Raw genomic sequence first — 16,494 nt, 5'->3', positions numbered from 1 at the left:
ATAAGGAATAATGTGATGATAATCGCATTTAAGTTCGCTGCTGCAGCGACCTACTGCTTATTCATCGCGACCGGTTGCGCGACGCTGCCGGATACGCAGTTCCTGTCAGAGCGTTACATTGCACAAGCAGCGCATTTCAAAGACGCATGGGGTTCGATTTCGGCAAAAAGAAGTGCTGCCATCGTGGAGAAACTCAAGCAAAAGTCCGGCGACATCGATATCTTGGATAAACAGATTGCGCTCGAACAGGAAATCGTCGGCAGTCCACTCGTGGTAGGCAATAAGGTCATATTGCTGCAGGACGGCCCAGCAACGTACCAGGCTATGTTCGCCGCTATCCGTAAAGCCCAAGATCATATCAATTTGGAATCCTTCACCATCGAAGATAATGACGTCGGTCAACAGTTCGCGGATCTCTTGATCGAGCGGCAAGCACAAGGCGTCCAAGTCAACCTGATTTATGACAGCTACGGCACAATAGGCACAGCAAGAACGTTCTTCGATCGTCTCGCACAAGCCGGCATTCAGGTACTTGAATTCAATCCGATTAATCCATTATTAATAAAGAAGTCATGGACACCCAATAATCGTGATCACCGCAAGCTGCTCGTAGTGGATGGACATACGGCATTTCTTGGCGGCATCAATATCAGCAACGCTTATTCGACCGGATCCTCCATCAGGAGGAAAGAAGAACCGGTCGACCAAACACGCGGATGGCGCGATACTGACATTCAAATCGAGGGGCCGGTAGTTGCCGAATTTCAAAAATTGTTCCTGCAGACCTGGAACAAGCAGCATGGCAAGACGCTGGCACAAAGAAACTACTTTCCGCTTATCGCACCACAAGGTAAGGAAATAATTCGTGCGATTGGCAGTACGCCGGATGATCCTTACAGCCTGATCTATCTGACGCTCATAGCCGCGATCACCAACGCGGAAAAACAGGTATATATCACAAATGCCTATTTTGTGCCTGATCCGCAGCTTCTCAATGCCCTGCTTGATGCTGCTGGTCGTGGCGTAGATGTCAGGCTGATCCTACCGAGTTATTCCGATTCGGTAGTGGCATTTCATGCGGGACGTTCACACTATTCTGAATTGCTGAAGGGAGGCGTTAAAATTTACGAACGGCAAGGTGCACTACTGCATGTAAAAACCGCGATTGTAGACAGTGTCTGGTCCTGCGTTGGATCCAGCAATCTGGATTGGCGCAGCGCGCTGGACAATGATGAAATCAATGCGGTCATTCTGGGGCGTGACTTTGCGCAGCAAATGCAGGCAGCCTACTTTAGGGATATTGCGAATTCGAATGCGATCGAACTCGAAGAATGGGAGCGTAGGCCGCTACTGCTCAGGCTGAAAGAATGGACGGCTCGATTGTGGGGGCGCATGTTCTAGAAAAATGCTGAATAAATGGACCAAATGTATTTTTCACCACAGCAAATCATATCCCTTCCCTGGTAAGTTATACATCTAGAAGATCCTAGGTAGAATTCCCTGACTCAAAAACCACGTGGCGTAGTTGCGTGAACCCTATTATGGTGTTTTTTGGTTTTGCTCGTCCATCTTTCGTTCCGTTGCGCTTAATGATCGAGCTTTCTGACTAAAAATTCGCGTTTAATCGTCAGTTGTCCTATGACACGGTGGAAATCGTCCGTGGTGAGCTGTCGTTTTCAGTTATTGATCTGTGTGGGATGAATCCCATAACGAGCTGCCAGTTGGGGAACCCGGTATTGCGGCCAGCTTCACCTTTGCCTTGAATTCACTGGAATTCTTACAGAAAAACCTGAGCAGCTGGATCGTTTATTACAATAATGAAAGTTTGTGTTTATTACTGATTTGCGTGATATGTTAGGCTTTGTGCTGCTTGTGCCGGAGTCAAAGTGCAAATTTCAACTTTGACCCCGGTACATTAATCACCTCTGCACCGCTTCTGCGTCACTCTAGCCAATAACCTATAAGGCTGAGATGCATCTAAATGCCTATGAGAGATTGAGTGTTCCCCGGCAAATTTACCAGAAGGCTTAAAACAAGCGATAAAACGCCATTACAAGGACGGAATTAACCTACGAGCCGCTCCAGCAGGGATATTTGAATTCTTTGGCGAAGGATCGCTTGGATTTACTCCAGATGGAAGCTGCATTTCTTCTTCTGAAGTTTTTACTTTTGCTGCTTTCTCTTTGTCGATTACAAAACCGGTTTTAAAATTTGGACCAATACTTTCTCTATCGACAAATTGATGGTTTGGATGAAAAGCTTTATCGAAAGCAGATGCACTGCCTGCAAAAAAAACTGTACAAATAATAATCGCTATCGTTAAGATTTTGCTAAGAATCATCATTATTCTCCTTAAATGCGTTTAATGTAGATTTTTATAATCCCAAAATTTACATACTTGATCGGTGCGTTACCGCACATTTAATTAATATATCTAGCCAACAAAAACTTGCATGAAGCTAGTGTGGGTGGCTGATGCATCAGATATTAAGGAATCTTTGGCAATCAACAGTATAGATTTCTCGCTCTGCTCGAAATGACGGTTATTCAGAGGTTCCTTAATTAATCGACTGTTTCTGGAGGATTATCTGGCCTCACTCTGCCAATAGTTAAAATAAGTAAGAAATTGATTCATATTTACTTATTATATTTCCGGTGTTCTGAACGCGCTTAAGTCGCGCAACCGGCTACCGCAAGGGGCGGCATACTACCCAGTACCCAGTTATTTTCAGTGTTCGTTACCGAACAGACTGGCCGTGCTTACGCATATATATCTATAAATGGCGATTGGAGACATTATTCGCTGTTCTGACCATCGTTTAAATTAAACATCACTGGAGTAATAAATGAACAAGAAAACTATTATCATCTATGCAAGCATTCTCATCATGGCCCTTTTCTCATTTGGCGCAGTTGCGGGGCAAAGTCATTTAGATGAAGCAATTCAGCACGCTGAGGCTGCGGTCACATCAGCCGATGGAAAAGCTTTGGCCAAACATGCACAAGAGGCTAAAACCCACGCGAAAGCCGCCAAAAACGATAAAACCGATGCCAAGCACGTGGATGAAGGGATTAAATGTTTAGATGCTGCGATTAAAGAAGGTAATGAGGGAAATTTAGATGCAGCTAAGAAAGAGGCGACGGATGCTGTGAATCATTTTAAACAAGCTGTAAAATAATCCAATAAGCTCCGAAATATAAAAAACAGTGGCTAACAATCCACTGTTTTTTATATTCTTCTACCGATAGTCCTTAAAATTACCAGAATTTCCAATTGCAATAACAGCCAGATACCCTGTAAGATCATCCGCGCTGTACCCCATGACGCGCGCCCGAACACCCTACTTGGAGAACCCATCAGCCAATGTCCGACACAGCGGTTACAGTTTACGATTATTTCGATGAGACCACCTGGGGACGGATTAAAGCCTTCTCCGACACGCACGAAACACCGTTCCTAGTTGTCGATCTCGCAACGATCGATCGCCAATATGATGAGATGTTGCGGCATTTTCCGTACGCGCGCACTTACTACGCGGTCAAAGCCAATCCGGCATCGGAAGTCCTGACACTGCTCAGAGACAAAGGCGCGTGCTTCGACATCGCGTCGACGTACGAACTTGACAAGGTGCTTGCGCTCGGCGTGACGCCCGATCGCATCAGCTTTGGCAATACGATCAAGAAAGCCAAGGACATCCGCACCTTCTACCAGAAGGGTGTGCGCATGTTCGCGACCGATTCCGAGGCGGATCTGCGCAACATTGCAAAGGCTGCACCCGGCGCGCGTATCTACGCCCGCATCTTAACAGAAGGCACATTGACCGCCGACTGGCCGCTGTCGCGCAAGTTCGGCTGCGAAAGTGACATGGCTATGGATCTATTGATCCTCGCGCGCGATCTCGGTCTCGAGCCATACGGCGTATCGTTCCACGTCGGCTCGCAACAGCGTGAAATCGGTGCTTGGGATGCGGCACTCGGCAAGGTGAAAGTGATCTTCAATCGCTTGTGGGAAGAAGATCGCATCAAACTGAAGATGATCAACATGGGCGGCGGATTTCCCGCCAACTATTTGCAACGTACGAACGAACTCGCGATTTACGCCGAGGAGATTACGCGATTCCTGCACGAAGATTTCCTGGATGAAATGCCGGAGATCATCATCGAACCGGGCCGATCAATGGTATCGAATGCCGGAGTACTTGTGAGCGAAGTCGTGCTGATCTCGCGAAAATCTCGTACGGCGTTGCATCGCTGGGTGTACACCGATGTCGGAAAGTTCACCGGATTGATTGAGACGCTTGACGAATCGATCAAGTATCCGATCTACACCGAGAAGAATGGCGAGCTCGAAAATGCGATCATCGCCGGACCGACGTGCGACAGCGCAGATATCATGTATGAGAACTATAAGTACGGATTGCCGTTGAATCTCGCAACCGGCGATCGGCTGTATTGGCTATCGACCGGCGCCTACACGACAACATACAGCTCAGTGGAGTTCAACGGCTTCCCGCCGTTGAAAGATTACTACATCTAATAGCTTCCGGCTTTGCCGGAGGTAATTTAACTGATATACGTGCTTGCTCGTATATCATCTTTATTATTTTTCGCTAAAATTCGTGCCGAACAGGCTAGACGCTGTTTAAATCATAAGGGCTCGACTAATCCTTCTTTATTAGTGAGGAAATCATGCTTATAAAAATATTTTTGGCTGCCGCATTGAGTTTAAGCGTTTCATGTTTTGCTGAACCAGGAGGAGATAAATCCAAATCATCCTCTGATTCAAATCAGCAAACCCAATCATCGCAATCTGGTTCATCGACATCTGATCCTTCAACTACAAAAGAAAGTTCTCAACCCACTCAAGATTCTAAGACGGATAAGAAACCACCAATGGTTGATTATTGCCAAAAGAATACTTGCTAAGCTTGGTATTAAGACTTAATAACATAGAGAGGTATATCAATGAAGATAATTAAATTTGCTTTAGTAAGTGTGGTGTCTATTCTTATGCCTAATATCGTTATTGCTAGTCCGGAATGGACTCATGCCGAGCAATCAACGTGGGGTGCGATTCAAGATACATCTCAAACAGTAGTGCCTCTAAATTACCCTTATGCGGAATGCAGTATAGGCAAGCACCAATCTCCGATTGATTTTGCTGCAGCGCCAGTAAATAATGCAAAAGCGCTCAATAAATTAGAAATATGGTATGACATCGATAAGCCAACATTTTTCAATAGCGGTCACGCGGTACAGGTAAATACTTCGTCTGGTTATGCGGGTGAGTTTAAAATCGGAGAAGAATCTTATCCATTAATTCAGTTTCATTTTCATGAACCAAGTGAGCATGTAATCGGCGATAAAAAATTCCCAGCTGAATTACATTTTGTTCATATTGGAGAAGATGGAAAAATTGTAGTTTTGGCTGTTGCTGTTAATGTGGGGGAAGCCAATGCAACATTCCAAACTATCTTGGATAATACTCCTCACTCCGCAGGAGCGCAAAATTCAACTTCAGGTATCCAAGTCGATCCTTTATCCATACTTCCTCCTATTAATCATCAAGATTTGAATTTTTATTCATTAGCGGGTTCGTTGACTACGCCACCTTGTAGCGAAGGGGTGCAGTGGTATCTTTTGTCAGAAGTTGTCACGATATCATCAGCGCAACTTGATCAACTTAAGGGGTTCTACTCTAATAATGCGAGAACACCCCAAGCTCTAAATGGACGAGTTATATCGTCAAAAAATTAATCTTTTTAAGCTTGTCACCATTGCGATATGAGGGAATATCGCAGATTTCTTGACGAGTTAATGTTATTGTTCTGCTAATAATGTAAGTGATCCTTCCCCGGTTGAAGTCTCGGAATCGGGGAAGGATAAAAAATACAAACTCTCTTGTTTATATAATTTTCACTACCCTATCCTTTTTGAAAAATAAATAAGAAATTTGATTTTGGTCAGAGCAATATTGATATCTCTGACCATCTTTCAGCAGATGCGGCCTTGAATTGAATACTATTTGCGTGGATTCGATCAATATACTGCCAATGTCCCCCTCTGCAACATACACTTCGTTATCTTTATGATAGCCGCACTGATGATGCCGGAATTGAAGCGCGCCTGAGATAACAAATGCACTACGAATTCCAAAAATCCTGTGCATAGCCAGCGCCCATATCCCAACCGCCTGATACCAATCGGTTATCCAAATACTGTTGTAAAAATTATTACACACGCGGAAAAATTTGCAAAAATTTGCAGCTTTGTCATAATTTGTGGTGTACTATTTGTGCCGTAGTTATTTGTGTTAGACACTATATATAGTGGTATTGAGAGAAAAATGATAGTTCATTGAATCAATGGAAATTTATTTTTTCTCACGTGAATAATCAGTCAGGAGGGATCATCGATGCAGCTTACGACAGAACATACCAACCTCAAACCTGTTTCCGGAAGTCAAAGTTTTGCCGATTCCAGTAACCAAAATTCCCGTTTTTCCCAATATCGAGTCATCCGCCGTAATGGCGCGGTGGTGGCATTTGAGCCGGGTAAAATTACAGTTGCGATGACCAAGGCGTTCATCGCGGTCGATGGCGGTCAGGGTGCGGCGTCGGTCAGGGTGCGCGAGGTGGTCGCGGGGTTGACCAATGATGTCGTGGGCGCATTACTGCGCCGCCAGCCGGATAGCGGTACTTTTCATATCGAGGATATTCAGGATCAGGTTGAGCTGGCTTTGATGCGCTCGGGCGAACACGATGTGGCGCGTGCTTATGTGCTGTATCGTGAAGACCGTGCGCGTGAAAGAGCCAAGCTCAAACAGAAATCCGCCGCCGAAGTGGCAGCAGAAACACTGTATGTTGTGGATAACGGGCAGAGGGTGCCATTGGATATGGCCCGATTATCTGCATTGATCGAATCTTCCTGCAGCGGGTTGGGAAATACCGTCGATGCTTCGCTGATTCTGAAAGCCACAATCAAAGATTTGTATGACGGCGTGCCGCTTGATGAAGTCAGAAAATCCGTGATTCTGTCCGCGCGCGTTTTGATCGAAAAAGACCCCGCATATAGTTATGTCACTGCACGTTTATTGTTGAATAACATGCGCTATGAAGTGCTGGGCGAAGAAGTTTCCCAGCAAATGATGCAAGCGCAATACAAGGATTACTTTCCGGCTTTCATCAAACGCGGCATTGAGGCCGATCTTCTGGATGAGCGACTGGCGCAGTTTGATTTGACGCGTCTGGCCGAAGTACTCGATGCGGCGCGTGATTTGCAATTTGATTATTTGGGATTGCAAACCCTGTATGACCGGTATTTCCTGCACATCAAAGAAAACCGTATTGAATTGCCGCAAGCATTTTTTATGCGCGTGGCGATGGGGCTGGCACTGAATGAAATCGACCGCGAAGCGCGCGCGATTGAGTTTTATCACGTGCTATCCAGTTTTGATTTCATGAGCTCGACGCCGACTTTGTTCAATTCCGGCACTTGCCGTTCGCAATTGTCATCGTGCTATCTGACCACAGTGCCGGACGATCTGGACGGCATTTACGAAGCCATCAAGGAAAACGCCTTACTGGCCAAGTATGCGGGTGGATTGGGCAATGACTGGACCGCGGTGCGCGCCATGGGTGCACGCATTAAAGGCACTAATGGCAAATCGCAGGGTGTTGTGCCTTTCCTTAAAGTGGTATCGGATACGGCGGTTGCGGTGAATCAAGGCGGCAAACGCAAAGGTGCGGTATGCGCGTACCTGGAATGCTGGCATCTGGATATCGAGGAATTTCTCGAATTGCGTAAAAATACCGGCGACGACCGCCGTCGCACGCATGACATGAATACCGCCACCTGGATTCCCGATTTGTTCATGAAACGGGTGATGGACGGTAGCGACTGGACCTTGTTCTCGCCTTCCGATGTGCCGGATTTACACGAAAAATTCGGCCAGCAGTTTGAACAAGCGTATTTAGCGTACGAAGCCAAAATCGAGCGCGGCGAGCTGGAGCTGTACAAAAAAATCCCGGCGGTGCAATTGTGGCGCAAGATGTTGAGCATGCTGTTTGAAACAGGGCACCCCTGGATTACTTTTAAAGATCCGTGCAATATCCGCTCGCCGCAGAATCATATCGGGGTGGTGCACAGCTCGAATTTATGCACGGAAATCACCTTGAATACCAATGACAAGGAAATTGCCGTGTGCAATCTCGGTTCGGTGAATCTGGTGGCGCATTTGAAAGACGGCGCGCTGGATCTGGACAAACTGAAACGCACTGTGAGTATTGCCATGCGTATGCTCGACAATGTCATCGATATCAATTTCTACGCAGTCGCCAAAGCCAGGAATGCCAACCTCAAGCACCGGCCGGTCGGATTAGGCATTATGGGATTTCAGGATTGCCTGCATCAACTAGGTATTCCGTATAGTTCCGATGCCGCAGTGGAATTTGCCGATCGTTCGATGGAAGCGGTGGCGTATCAGGCTTATTGGGCTTCCACCGAACTGGCGGAAGAACGCGGTTGCTATAGTTCGTACAAAGGCAGCTTGTGGGATCGCGGCATTCTTCCGCATGACACGCTCGAAATACTGCGAAAAGAGCGTGGCGGTTTTGTCGAAGCGGATTTGTCCACAACGCTGGATTGGGATGCGCTACGTCAACGCATCAAAAATCATGGCATGCGTAATTCCAATTGCCTGGCGATTGCGCCTACCGCAACCATATCCAATATTATTGGCGTTTCAGCCAGCATTGAGCCGACTTATCAGAATTTGTATGTCAAATCCAATCTGTCCGGTGAATTCACGATCACCAATCGATCCTTGGTTGATGATTTGAAGAAACTCAATCTGTGGGATGAGGTCATGATTGCGGATCTGAAATATTTTGACGGTGCCATCAGCAAAATAGACCGTATTCCGGAGAGTATCCGCACGCTATATGCCACCGCATTCGAAATGGAACCGTGTTGGCTGATCGAAGCCGGTGCGCGGCGGCAAAAATGGATTGATCAATCGCAATCGCTGAATATTTATATGGCGGGCGTCTCTGGTAAAAAACTGGATGACACTTATAAATTGGCTTGGCTTCGTGGTCTAAAGACCACTTATTATTTGCGTTCGATGGGAGCGACAGCCGCTGAGAAATCGACTGTGCGTGCGGGTTCGCTCAATGCAGTGCCTGCCGATGGCGGTATGGCGAAAGTGGCGATGGAAGTATCGGCTGTCGAAATCAAATACTGCGCGATCGATGATGAAAGTTGCGAATCGTGCCAATAACCTATTGAATAGATAAGAATAAAAGGAGTAAAACATGCTGACATTTGAAGATGAACCCGTTAAAGCGCAAGCACCATTACCCATTGATCCATTGTTTCAAACAGGCAAACAGGATTTTGATTTACGGCCGCAAACGCCGTTGCAGGGACAGGGCAATGCTTCTGTAGGCGCCAACGCAGCAACTGCGGATGAAGCCGTAGCAGGGAGCGCCAACCGGCGCGTCTCGGTTGAGGACAAGCAGATCATCAATTGCAATGCCGACGTCAATCAACTCGTGCCGTTTAAATATAAATGGGCGTGGGATAAATATCTGGGCGCGTGCGCCAATCATTGGATGCCGCAGGAAATCAGCATGAGCCGGGATATTTCATTGTGGAAAGATCCCAATGGCCTGACCGAGGATGAGCGCCGCCTGATCAAACGCAACCTGGGCTTCTTTGTGACGGCGGATTCATTGGCAGCGAATAATATCGTGCTGGGCACTTACCGGCATATTACCAATCCGGAGTGTCGCCAATATTTGTTGCGCCAGGCATTTGAGGAAGCCATTCATACGCATGCATATCAGTATATTGTCGAATCGCTGGGCCTGGATGAAGGTGAAATCTTCAATGCCTATCATGAAGTGGCTTCTATCCGCGATAAGGACGAATTCCTGATTCCATTTATTGATACGCTGACAGATCCGCATTTCAAGACCGGGACGCAAGAAACCGATCAGCAATTACTCAAGAGCCTGATTGTTTTCGCCTGCATTATGGAAGGATTATTCTTCTATGTCGGTTTCACGCAGATACTCGCGCTCGGCCGGCAAAATAAGATGACCGGCGCCGCTGAGCAATATCAGTATATTTTGCGGGATGAATCGATGCATTGTAACTTCGGTATTGATGTGATCAACCAGATTAAAATGGAAAATCCGCACCTATGGACCAAAGCATTCCGCGATGAAATCAATGAATTGATGCATAAAGCCGTTGCGCTGGAGTATCGTTATGCCGAAGACACCATGCCCCGCGGCGTGCTCGGCATGAACGCGCCGATGTTCAAGGAATATTTACGCTATATCGCGAATCGCCGTTGCCAGCAAATTGGTTTGGATATCCTTTATCCGAATGCCAATAATCCATTCCCCTGGATGTCGGAAATGATTGACCTGAAGAAAGAAAAGAATTTCTTCGAAACGCGGGTGACCGAGTATCAAACGGGGGGTGCGCTGAGTTGGGATTGATGGTTGTTGAATAGTCGCAATCGATACCGATTTGGTATATGCAACATTTTTTGTCGTTAGCCTTCAAAGAGACGAAATAATAAATGCAGACAACTAATTATTTCCCACCGGTACTCGGTAATGGCGAGTACAACTGCCCTCACTGCAATGTATATGCAAAGCAATTTTACGGACACATACATTCTTTAGCCAATTTCGGTTGGACGAGCATTGTTGATAAGCAATCAAAATTTGAGGAGTCCCTGCCTGAGGTCTGGGTCGTGACAAAATGCCAACACTGCCAGGGTGTTGCCCTTTGGCACGGCATGAACATGATCTATCCGAAGAAGCTCATTGCACCTCCCCCAAACCCAGATCTGGATGAAGAAATAAAAAACGATTATCTGGAAGCAGCCAACATTCTCGCTGAGTCTCCACGGGCTGCAGCAGCGCTACTCAGGTTGGCCTTGCAAAAACTGTGTATTCAACTGAATGAAAAAGGCGAAAACATCAACGAAGACATCAAGAGTCTCGTAGCAAAAGGATTAAATCCTTTAGTTCAGAAGTCCCTTGATGCTCTTAGGATCACAGGAAACAATGCGGTTCACCCAGGTGAAATTAATCTTTCTGAAGAGCCAGAACGTGTGACGAAACTCTTTGAATTGATCAACTTCATTGCAAGTAAGATGATTACCGAACCAAGAGAAATTGAAGGATTCTATTCAAATCTCCCGGCTGGTGCACTTGAGGCAGTTGAGAGGCGAGACAGAAAGGCTAGCTAGTTGTTCAGCCAGATGCCTTCTGGTGCCGGTTAAGATGGAGGTTTATTGTTGCAACTGTTGGAAGCTAAATTTTTCACTACAATTCCTACTTACTACGGGAGCTAATGATGGCAAAAAATACAGGTAATGAATTTCGCAAAGGTTCGGTAACGGATAGAACCCAGACTCACAATCCAAAAACAGATTCCTGGGTGAAGCGTGATACCAACACAGGAAAGTTTATGGATCAGAAATCCGATGGAACTCCGTTCAAAGGTGTTGCAAAAGAAAAAGATGATCGTCGTAAGTAATAAAAAACCGAGCTCGTAGGTTGGGGTGAGGCACGAACCCCAACATCAACAAGGTCGCCAATCGTTGGGCTTCATTTCATTCAACCCAACCTACGGGTTGTTGCCATTGAAGATGATGCGGTGCTCGGCGGCAGTATGGGGGTTTTATATTCCGCTCATAATGTTGGTTGCAATCGCGAGGAGCCTTGTAATCGGATAAAACGTTTAGCAGTCGTGTCAACTCGGACAGAAAACGTCATATATGCAATGAATGAAACGCTAAACCGGAATTTTATGAGAACACTAAATTATTCGTCACACCGGCGAAAGCCGGTGTCCAGTTCGTTGGTTTTTCTGGATTCCGGCCTTCGCCGGAATGACAAGTTTAGAATAATTCAGCGACTTTTTAGTAAACCAGTACCCCAATTTATCCACATAGTGAGGTAACTACCCATGCAAACCCGTGAAGAACGCGACACTATGGGCGTGGTCGAGGTGCCCACCGAAGCATTATGGGGCGCGCAAACGTAGCGCTCGTTACGGAATTTCAAGAAATAAAGCTTCACAGAGACCTGAATTCTTATAATTTTTGTTAAAACACTTATTTTAGGCTTATAATAATAAGTGTGAATGATATTGACTGGAAACCCAAAGCGCTTAAGCAGGTTGAGAAAATCAAGGCTGCTGCCGTGCGCAAAAGAATTTTTACAGAAGTTCAGTCGTTGGCTGATTTTCCTGATTGCCAAGGTGTCAAGAAACTCGCCAATCATACGTATAGCTACCGGCTGCGGGTTGGTGACTATCGGGTATTTTTCGAGTTTGACGGTAGCGTGCATGTTATTGATATTGAAGAGGTGAAAAAACGCGATGAGCGCACTTATTAATTACCAAACCATCCTGGATAGCAACGGAAAACCGGCTTTTGTCGTCGTGCCTTATGCTGAGTTTGTCAAACTTCCCGGCGTAGTACGCCCGGGCATGATTCCCAACGAGGTTGTCGGTAAGCGCATCATGAATGAAGTCAGTATGCTCGCCGCCTGGCGCGAATACCTGATGCTGACGCAAGAGGAAATGGCTAAACGCATGGGGATTACGCAAGCCGGTTACGCACAGATAGAAGCTGCCAAACGCCCGCGCAAGGCAACACTTGAGAAAGCCGCAGCGGCTATGGGTATTACCTTGGATCAGCTCGCGTATTGAAGGGCGTGTTTGGTGCTAAACAAAATCTCAATCCCGGTCAACTAATTCCTCCAATTCATTCCATTTAGTGAGGTAGCTACCCATGCAAACCCGTGAAGAACGCGACACTATGGGCGTGGTTGAAGTGCCCGCCGAAGCATTGTGGGGCGCGCAAACGCAGCGCTCGTTGCAGAATTTCAAGATTTCAAGCGAGCGTATGCCGGTTGCGTTGATTCATGCGCTGGCCAAGGTCAAACGCGCAGCCGCCAAGGTCAATCACGATTTGGGGTTGCTCAATGCGGCCAGCACTGCGGCGATCATTGAAGCCGCCGATGAGGTGATCGCCGGTCATTTCGACGATCAATTCCCGTTGGTGGTATGGCAAACCGGTTCCGGTACGCAAACCAACATGAACGTGAACGAGGTGCTGGCGAACCGGGCGTCAGAAATTCTCGGCGGCGGGCGCGGCGCCAGCCGGATCGTGCATCCCAACGACGAGGTCAACAAGGGTCAATCATCGAATGATGTGTTTCCCACTGCGATGCATGTTGCTGCGGTGCAGGAATTGCAGCAACGGCTGATTCCGGCGATTCAGCAATTGCGTGACACGTTGGCGGGTAAATCGCAGGCGTTCGACAGCATTGTCAAAATCGGCCGTACGCATTTACAGGATGCCACGCCGTTGACGCTGGGACAGGAATTTTCCGGCTACGTGGCGCAACTGGATCATGGCCTGCGCCATGTTGAAGCCGCGATGGCGCATGTGTGCGAACTGGCGCTGGGTGGCACGGCGGTCGGCACCGGGCTGAACGCACACCCGGAATTCGCCGTGCGCGTCGCCGCCGAATTATCGCGTTTGACCAGTTTGCCGTTTGTCACCGCGCCAAATAAATTCGAGGCGCTGGCGAGTAACGATGCTCTGGTGCATGCGCACGGCGCGTTGAAAACTCTGGCGGCGTCACTGATGAAAATTGCTAACGATATTCGCTGGTTGGCATCGGGGCCACGTTGCGGCATCGGTGAATTACGCATCCCCGAAAACGAACCGGGTAGTTCGATCATGCCGGGCAAAGTCAATCCGACGCAATCGGAAGCCATGACGATGGTGTGCTGTCAGGTCATGGGCAATGATGTCGCCATCAATATGGGCGGGGCGCTGGGGAATTTCGAATTGAATGTGATGAAGCCGCTGATTATTCATAATTTCCTGCAAAGCGTGCGGCTGCTCGCCGATGCCATGGTCAGTTTCAACGAGCACTGCGCCGCCGGCATCGAGGCCAATATTGAGCGTATCGATAGGCTGATGCATCACTCACTCATGCTGGTAACCGCGCTCAATCCGCATATCGGTTACGACAAAGCCGCCGAGATTGCAAAAAAGGCGCATCGCGAAGGCATCACGCTCAAAGCGGCTGCGATTGCAACCGGGTATGTCACTTCAGAGCAATTTGAATCCTGGGTTATTCCAGAGAAAATGGTAGGAAAGTAGGGCGGTTTAATTGCCCTGCTTTACGGTACACACCATGTCATCAACCAGCAAAAAGCCCGATCCAGCTACCCGGCGTGAACGTTTTGCGTGGTGTATGTACGATTTTGCCAATTCGGGTTACACCACCGTCATACTGACCGCCATCTTCAATGCCTATTTTGTCGGCGTGGTAGCCGCTGAGAGCGGGAATGGCCATGCCACATTACTATGGACATTGACCATGGCTTGCGCCAATGCGCTGGTTTTGCTCAGTGCGCCGGTGGTAGGGGCTATCGCCGATTATTCCGGTGCAAAAAAACGTTTTCTGGTTGTTACGACAGTGGGCTGCGTGCTGTTTACCGCATTATTGAGCTTGGTCGGTCCCGGCGATATTACCTTAGCGATCATTTTAGTCATCCTTGCAACTTTTATGTTTGCCAGCGGTGAGAATCTGATCGCGGCATTTTTACCTGAAATCAGCACGCCTGAGACGATGGGGCGGCTTTCCGGGTATGGTTGGGCGCTGGGTTATTTGGGTGGCTTGCTTGCTTTGGTGTTATGTCTGGCTTATGTGACGTATGCCGAAAATCAAGGATTGGATGCTACACATTACGTGCCGGTTTCCACGCTAATTGTCGCTGCCTTATTTGGTATCGCCGCGTTACCGACGTTGCTGTGGTTGCGTGAACGCAGTGGTATCTCAAATTCAATCCAAGCTACACATGTGATACGCAAGGGGTTTGAACGGCTAAAAGTTACGCTGCGCGACGCCAGCCGGCACACTGATTTGTTCCGTTTTTTAATCGCATTGACTACCTATTATTCTGGTATCCATATCGTTATTGTGCTGGCGGCAGTGTATGCGCAAGAAGTGATGGGATTTAAAACCCAGGATACGATTATCCTGATTATGGTAGTGAATGTAACGGCGGCTATCGGCGCCTTTCTGTTTGGTCATCTACAGGACCGGATCGGCTCCAGTCGATGTATTGCCATTACTTTGTTGATCTGGATTGCGGCGATTATTTGCGCTTATTTTGCCACGGATGAGAGTTTGTTCTGGATTGCGGCTAATTTAATTGGCACTGCACTCGGTGGCGCACAATCAGCGGGTAGGGCATTGGTAGGGCAGTTTACGCCGCCAGGGCGTCAAGGGGAATTCTTCGGTTTGTGGGGATTGGCTACAAAATTGTCGGCGATCATCGGCCCGCTTACTTATGGCGGAATGATTGTTATTTTTGAAGGGGATCACCGGATAGCGATACTCAGCACACTGGTGTTTTTTATCTTCGGTCTTGTGTTTCTTGCGACTGTGAATGAGAAGAGAGGGCGGGAAATGGCTAAAATCGAATATTAAGTGGCTTTCTCTCAATTAAAAACAAGATCAAATTTGTTATTGCGATTTGCTTATTGTTTAAAGCGCCTGTAGGAAAAATACAGATCCTACAGGGTATCATCTAGGTCAATTACACGACATTGAACGATAAATTGTATCTATTGCTTTAAACTACTATTACTTAGCTGGTGGAAGTTCATTGCGGCCTTCCGCTGGTTTACCTTCATGCGTTGTTCCGTAACCTTCAGAATTTGCGCCTTCCGGTGCTGTTGGTTTGCCACAAGCTACTAATGTTAATGCAAAAAATGTTGCAACTAAAAATGCTGAAATTTTCATTTATGGGGACATCCTTAAAATTTATAAAAAGTATCACTAGTTTTTCTTTGTCACAATGAAACTATAGCATGTTACGTGCCGTAACCTTGCATTAAATTAATTTTGTATAAATTATTTAGATAAAAAAATAAGCTTGATCAATTGAGGAGGGTATCGCAATTTAACTTATCAAAGCTGTCAGCTGGCGTCGTTTTTACCTATTATTTAACCATCAGATTTTTCTTGACCAATTAAGTCAAGCGCATAATCTTCGATTTCTTTTATCTTAATAAGTCTATTGCGAAGTTCGGTAGTTATCGCTTCAAACCACCTGATTTGATTTTCTATTTGTCTGCGTTCTTCAACGACATCTTCTATGGGCATATTGGCTGAAGGCTGCCCATGTTCATCAAAAAGAAATTTAATTTCTTCAGCGATTTTGCGTTTCGTATTGAGTTGAGTTACCTGCTTTTTTACATACTTTTTTATTTTCTTTGCTTGAAATTCCCGGAGTGTCGCAAGGCGGAGCGATTGCTGGAAAGGGGTTAATTTGCTCAGATCGGCAATCCGTTCATCGCTACCGGAAATGCCTATTTTTTTCCGTGTAGTTTTAATTTCATTGATTAAATCACTCATAATGTAATTCTCTGTCCAG

Annotated in this window: 16 protein-coding genes; 13 read left to right on the top strand and 3 right to left on the bottom strand. The window is 46.8% G+C overall.

The window, feature by feature from the left end; all coding sequences use genetic code 11:
• The first annotated feature begins 15 nt into the window (after window positions 1–15).
• Entirely contained in the window at window positions 16–1,401 is a 1,386-nt protein-coding gene (gene cls / locus NIT79A3_RS10500) for a cardiolipin synthase (protein ID WP_013966174.1), read from the top strand.
• A gap of 649 nt (window positions 1,402–2,050) precedes the next feature.
• Here cls and NIT79A3_RS10495 read toward each other — a convergent pair.
• Window positions 2,051–2,344, bottom strand: coding sequence for a hypothetical protein (locus NIT79A3_RS10495; RefSeq protein WP_348225602.1), 294 nt, complete (start codon window positions 2,342–2,344; stop codon window positions 2,051–2,053).
• Between the two features lie 502 nt (window positions 2,345–2,846).
• On the opposite strand from NIT79A3_RS10495, the gene smbP reads away from it, so the two are divergent.
• From smbP to NIT79A3_RS10435, 12 genes are all read left to right on the top strand, one after another.
• Window positions 2,847–3,179 carry a small metal-binding protein SmbP gene (gene smbP / locus NIT79A3_RS10490; protein ID WP_013966172.1) on the top strand — a complete coding sequence of 111 codons (333 nt, stop codon included), beginning with the start codon at window positions 2,847–2,849 and terminating at the stop codon, window positions 3,177–3,179.
• A gap of 185 nt (window positions 3,180–3,364) precedes the next feature.
• Window positions 3,365–4,537: a type III PLP-dependent enzyme gene (locus tag NIT79A3_RS10485; protein WP_013966171.1), complete on the top strand. Its 1,173-nt coding sequence runs from the start codon at window positions 3,365–3,367 to the stop codon at window positions 4,535–4,537.
• Between the two features lie 152 nt (window positions 4,538–4,689).
• Window positions 4,690–4,926, top strand: a complete 237-nt coding sequence (locus NIT79A3_RS18335) for a hypothetical protein (RefSeq protein ID WP_013966170.1) — start codon at window positions 4,690–4,692, stop codon at window positions 4,924–4,926.
• 39 nt (window positions 4,927–4,965) lie between these two features.
• On the top strand, window positions 4,966–5,757 hold the full coding sequence (locus tag NIT79A3_RS10480; RefSeq protein WP_013966169.1) for a carbonic anhydrase family protein: 792 nt from the start codon (window positions 4,966–4,968) through the stop codon (window positions 5,755–5,757).
• 658 nt (window positions 5,758–6,415) lie between these two features.
• Window positions 6,416–9,280, top strand: a complete 2,865-nt coding sequence (locus tag NIT79A3_RS10470; RefSeq protein WP_013966168.1) for a ribonucleoside-diphosphate reductase subunit alpha — start codon at window positions 6,416–6,418, stop codon at window positions 9,278–9,280.
• 34 nt (window positions 9,281–9,314) lie between these two features.
• Window positions 9,315–10,511 carry a ribonucleotide-diphosphate reductase subunit beta gene (locus NIT79A3_RS10465; protein ID WP_013966167.1) on the top strand — a complete coding sequence of 399 codons (1,197 nt, stop codon included), beginning with the start codon at window positions 9,315–9,317 and terminating at the stop codon, window positions 10,509–10,511.
• Between the two features lie 83 nt (window positions 10,512–10,594).
• Entirely contained in the window at window positions 10,595–11,272 is a 678-nt protein-coding gene (locus tag NIT79A3_RS10460) for a DUF4145 domain-containing protein (RefSeq protein WP_013966166.1), read from the top strand.
• 107 nt (window positions 11,273–11,379) lie between these two features.
• Complete coding sequence (locus tag NIT79A3_RS10455) at window positions 11,380–11,562, top strand: hypothetical protein (RefSeq protein WP_013966165.1); 183 nt, start codon at window positions 11,380–11,382, stop codon at window positions 11,560–11,562.
• A gap of 605 nt (window positions 11,563–12,167) precedes the next feature.
• Window positions 12,168–12,425, top strand: coding sequence for a type II toxin-antitoxin system RelE/ParE family toxin (locus tag NIT79A3_RS10450; RefSeq protein WP_013966164.1), 258 nt, complete (start codon window positions 12,168–12,170; stop codon window positions 12,423–12,425).
• Entirely contained in the window at window positions 12,409–12,741 is a 333-nt protein-coding gene (locus NIT79A3_RS10445) for a helix-turn-helix transcriptional regulator (RefSeq protein WP_013966163.1), read from the top strand. The genes NIT79A3_RS10450 and NIT79A3_RS10445 overlap by 17 nt, the downstream gene beginning before the upstream one ends.
• A gap of 82 nt (window positions 12,742–12,823) precedes the next feature.
• Window positions 12,824–14,209 carry a class II fumarate hydratase gene (gene fumC, locus NIT79A3_RS10440; RefSeq protein WP_013966162.1) on the top strand — a complete coding sequence of 462 codons (1,386 nt, stop codon included), beginning with the start codon at window positions 12,824–12,826 and terminating at the stop codon, window positions 14,207–14,209.
• A gap of 34 nt (window positions 14,210–14,243) precedes the next feature.
• The gene (locus NIT79A3_RS10435; RefSeq protein ID WP_013966161.1) at window positions 14,244–15,545 is read left to right on the top strand and encodes an MFS transporter; all 1,302 of its coding nucleotides are present in this window, start codon (window positions 14,244–14,246) and stop codon (window positions 15,543–15,545) included.
• 156 nt (window positions 15,546–15,701) lie between these two features.
• On the opposite strand, the gene NIT79A3_RS19140 is transcribed toward NIT79A3_RS10435, so the two are convergent.
• On the bottom strand, window positions 15,702–15,860 hold the full coding sequence (locus NIT79A3_RS19140; protein WP_013966160.1) for a membrane protein: 159 nt from the start codon (window positions 15,858–15,860) through the stop codon (window positions 15,702–15,704).
• 204 nt (window positions 15,861–16,064) lie between these two features.
• Window positions 16,065–16,475: a hypothetical protein gene (locus NIT79A3_RS10425; RefSeq protein WP_013966159.1), complete on the bottom strand. Its 411-nt coding sequence runs from the start codon at window positions 16,473–16,475 to the stop codon at window positions 16,065–16,067.
• Window positions 16,476–16,494: the final 19 nt, after the last annotated feature.

The organism is Nitrosomonas sp. Is79A3 (genome assembly GCF_000219585.1).
In the GTDB taxonomy this organism is placed as follows: domain Bacteria; phylum Pseudomonadota; class Gammaproteobacteria; order Burkholderiales; family Nitrosomonadaceae; genus Nitrosomonas.
This window is presented reverse-complemented; position numbering and strand designations above follow the sequence as displayed.

What these genes read in the sequence shown, in the direction of transcription:
- NIT79A3_RS10455 (WP_013966165.1), top strand. Translation starts at nt 11,380, where the DNA reads ATGGCAAAAAATACAGGTAATGAATTTCGCAAAGGTTCGGTAACGGAT.
- NIT79A3_RS10465 (WP_013966167.1), top strand. Translation starts at nt 9,315, where the DNA reads ATGCTGACATTTGAAGATGAACCCGTTAAAGCGCAAGCACCATTACCC.
- NIT79A3_RS18335 (WP_013966170.1), top strand. Translation starts at nt 4,690, where the DNA reads ATGCTTATAAAAATATTTTTGGCTGCCGCATTGAGTTTAAGCGTTTCA.
- NIT79A3_RS19140 (WP_013966160.1), bottom strand. Translation starts at nt 15,860, where the DNA reads ATGAAAATTTCAGCATTTTTAGTTGCAACATTTTTTGCATTAACATTA.
- smbP (WP_013966172.1), top strand. Translation starts at nt 2,847, where the DNA reads ATGAACAAGAAAACTATTATCATCTATGCAAGCATTCTCATCATGGCC.
- NIT79A3_RS10470 (WP_013966168.1), top strand. Translation starts at nt 6,416, where the DNA reads ATGCAGCTTACGACAGAACATACCAACCTCAAACCTGTTTCCGGAAGT.
- NIT79A3_RS10425 (WP_013966159.1), bottom strand. Translation starts at nt 16,475, where the DNA reads ATGAGTGATTTAATCAATGAAATTAAAACTACACGGAAAAAAATAGGC.
- NIT79A3_RS10460 (WP_013966166.1), top strand. Translation starts at nt 10,595, where the DNA reads ATGCAGACAACTAATTATTTCCCACCGGTACTCGGTAATGGCGAGTAC.
- NIT79A3_RS10485 (WP_013966171.1), top strand. Translation starts at nt 3,365, where the DNA reads ATGTCCGACACAGCGGTTACAGTTTACGATTATTTCGATGAGACCACC.
- NIT79A3_RS10435 (WP_013966161.1), top strand. Translation starts at nt 14,244, where the DNA reads ATGTCATCAACCAGCAAAAAGCCCGATCCAGCTACCCGGCGTGAACGT.
- cls (WP_013966174.1), top strand. Translation starts at nt 16, where the DNA reads ATGATAATCGCATTTAAGTTCGCTGCTGCAGCGACCTACTGCTTATTC.
- fumC (WP_013966162.1), top strand. Translation starts at nt 12,824, where the DNA reads ATGCAAACCCGTGAAGAACGCGACACTATGGGCGTGGTTGAAGTGCCC.
- NIT79A3_RS10480 (WP_013966169.1), top strand. Translation starts at nt 4,966, where the DNA reads ATGAAGATAATTAAATTTGCTTTAGTAAGTGTGGTGTCTATTCTTATG.
- NIT79A3_RS10495 (WP_348225602.1), bottom strand. Translation starts at nt 2,344, where the DNA reads ATGATGATTCTTAGCAAAATCTTAACGATAGCGATTATTATTTGTACA.
- NIT79A3_RS10445 (WP_013966163.1), top strand. Translation starts at nt 12,409, where the DNA reads ATGAGCGCACTTATTAATTACCAAACCATCCTGGATAGCAACGGAAAA.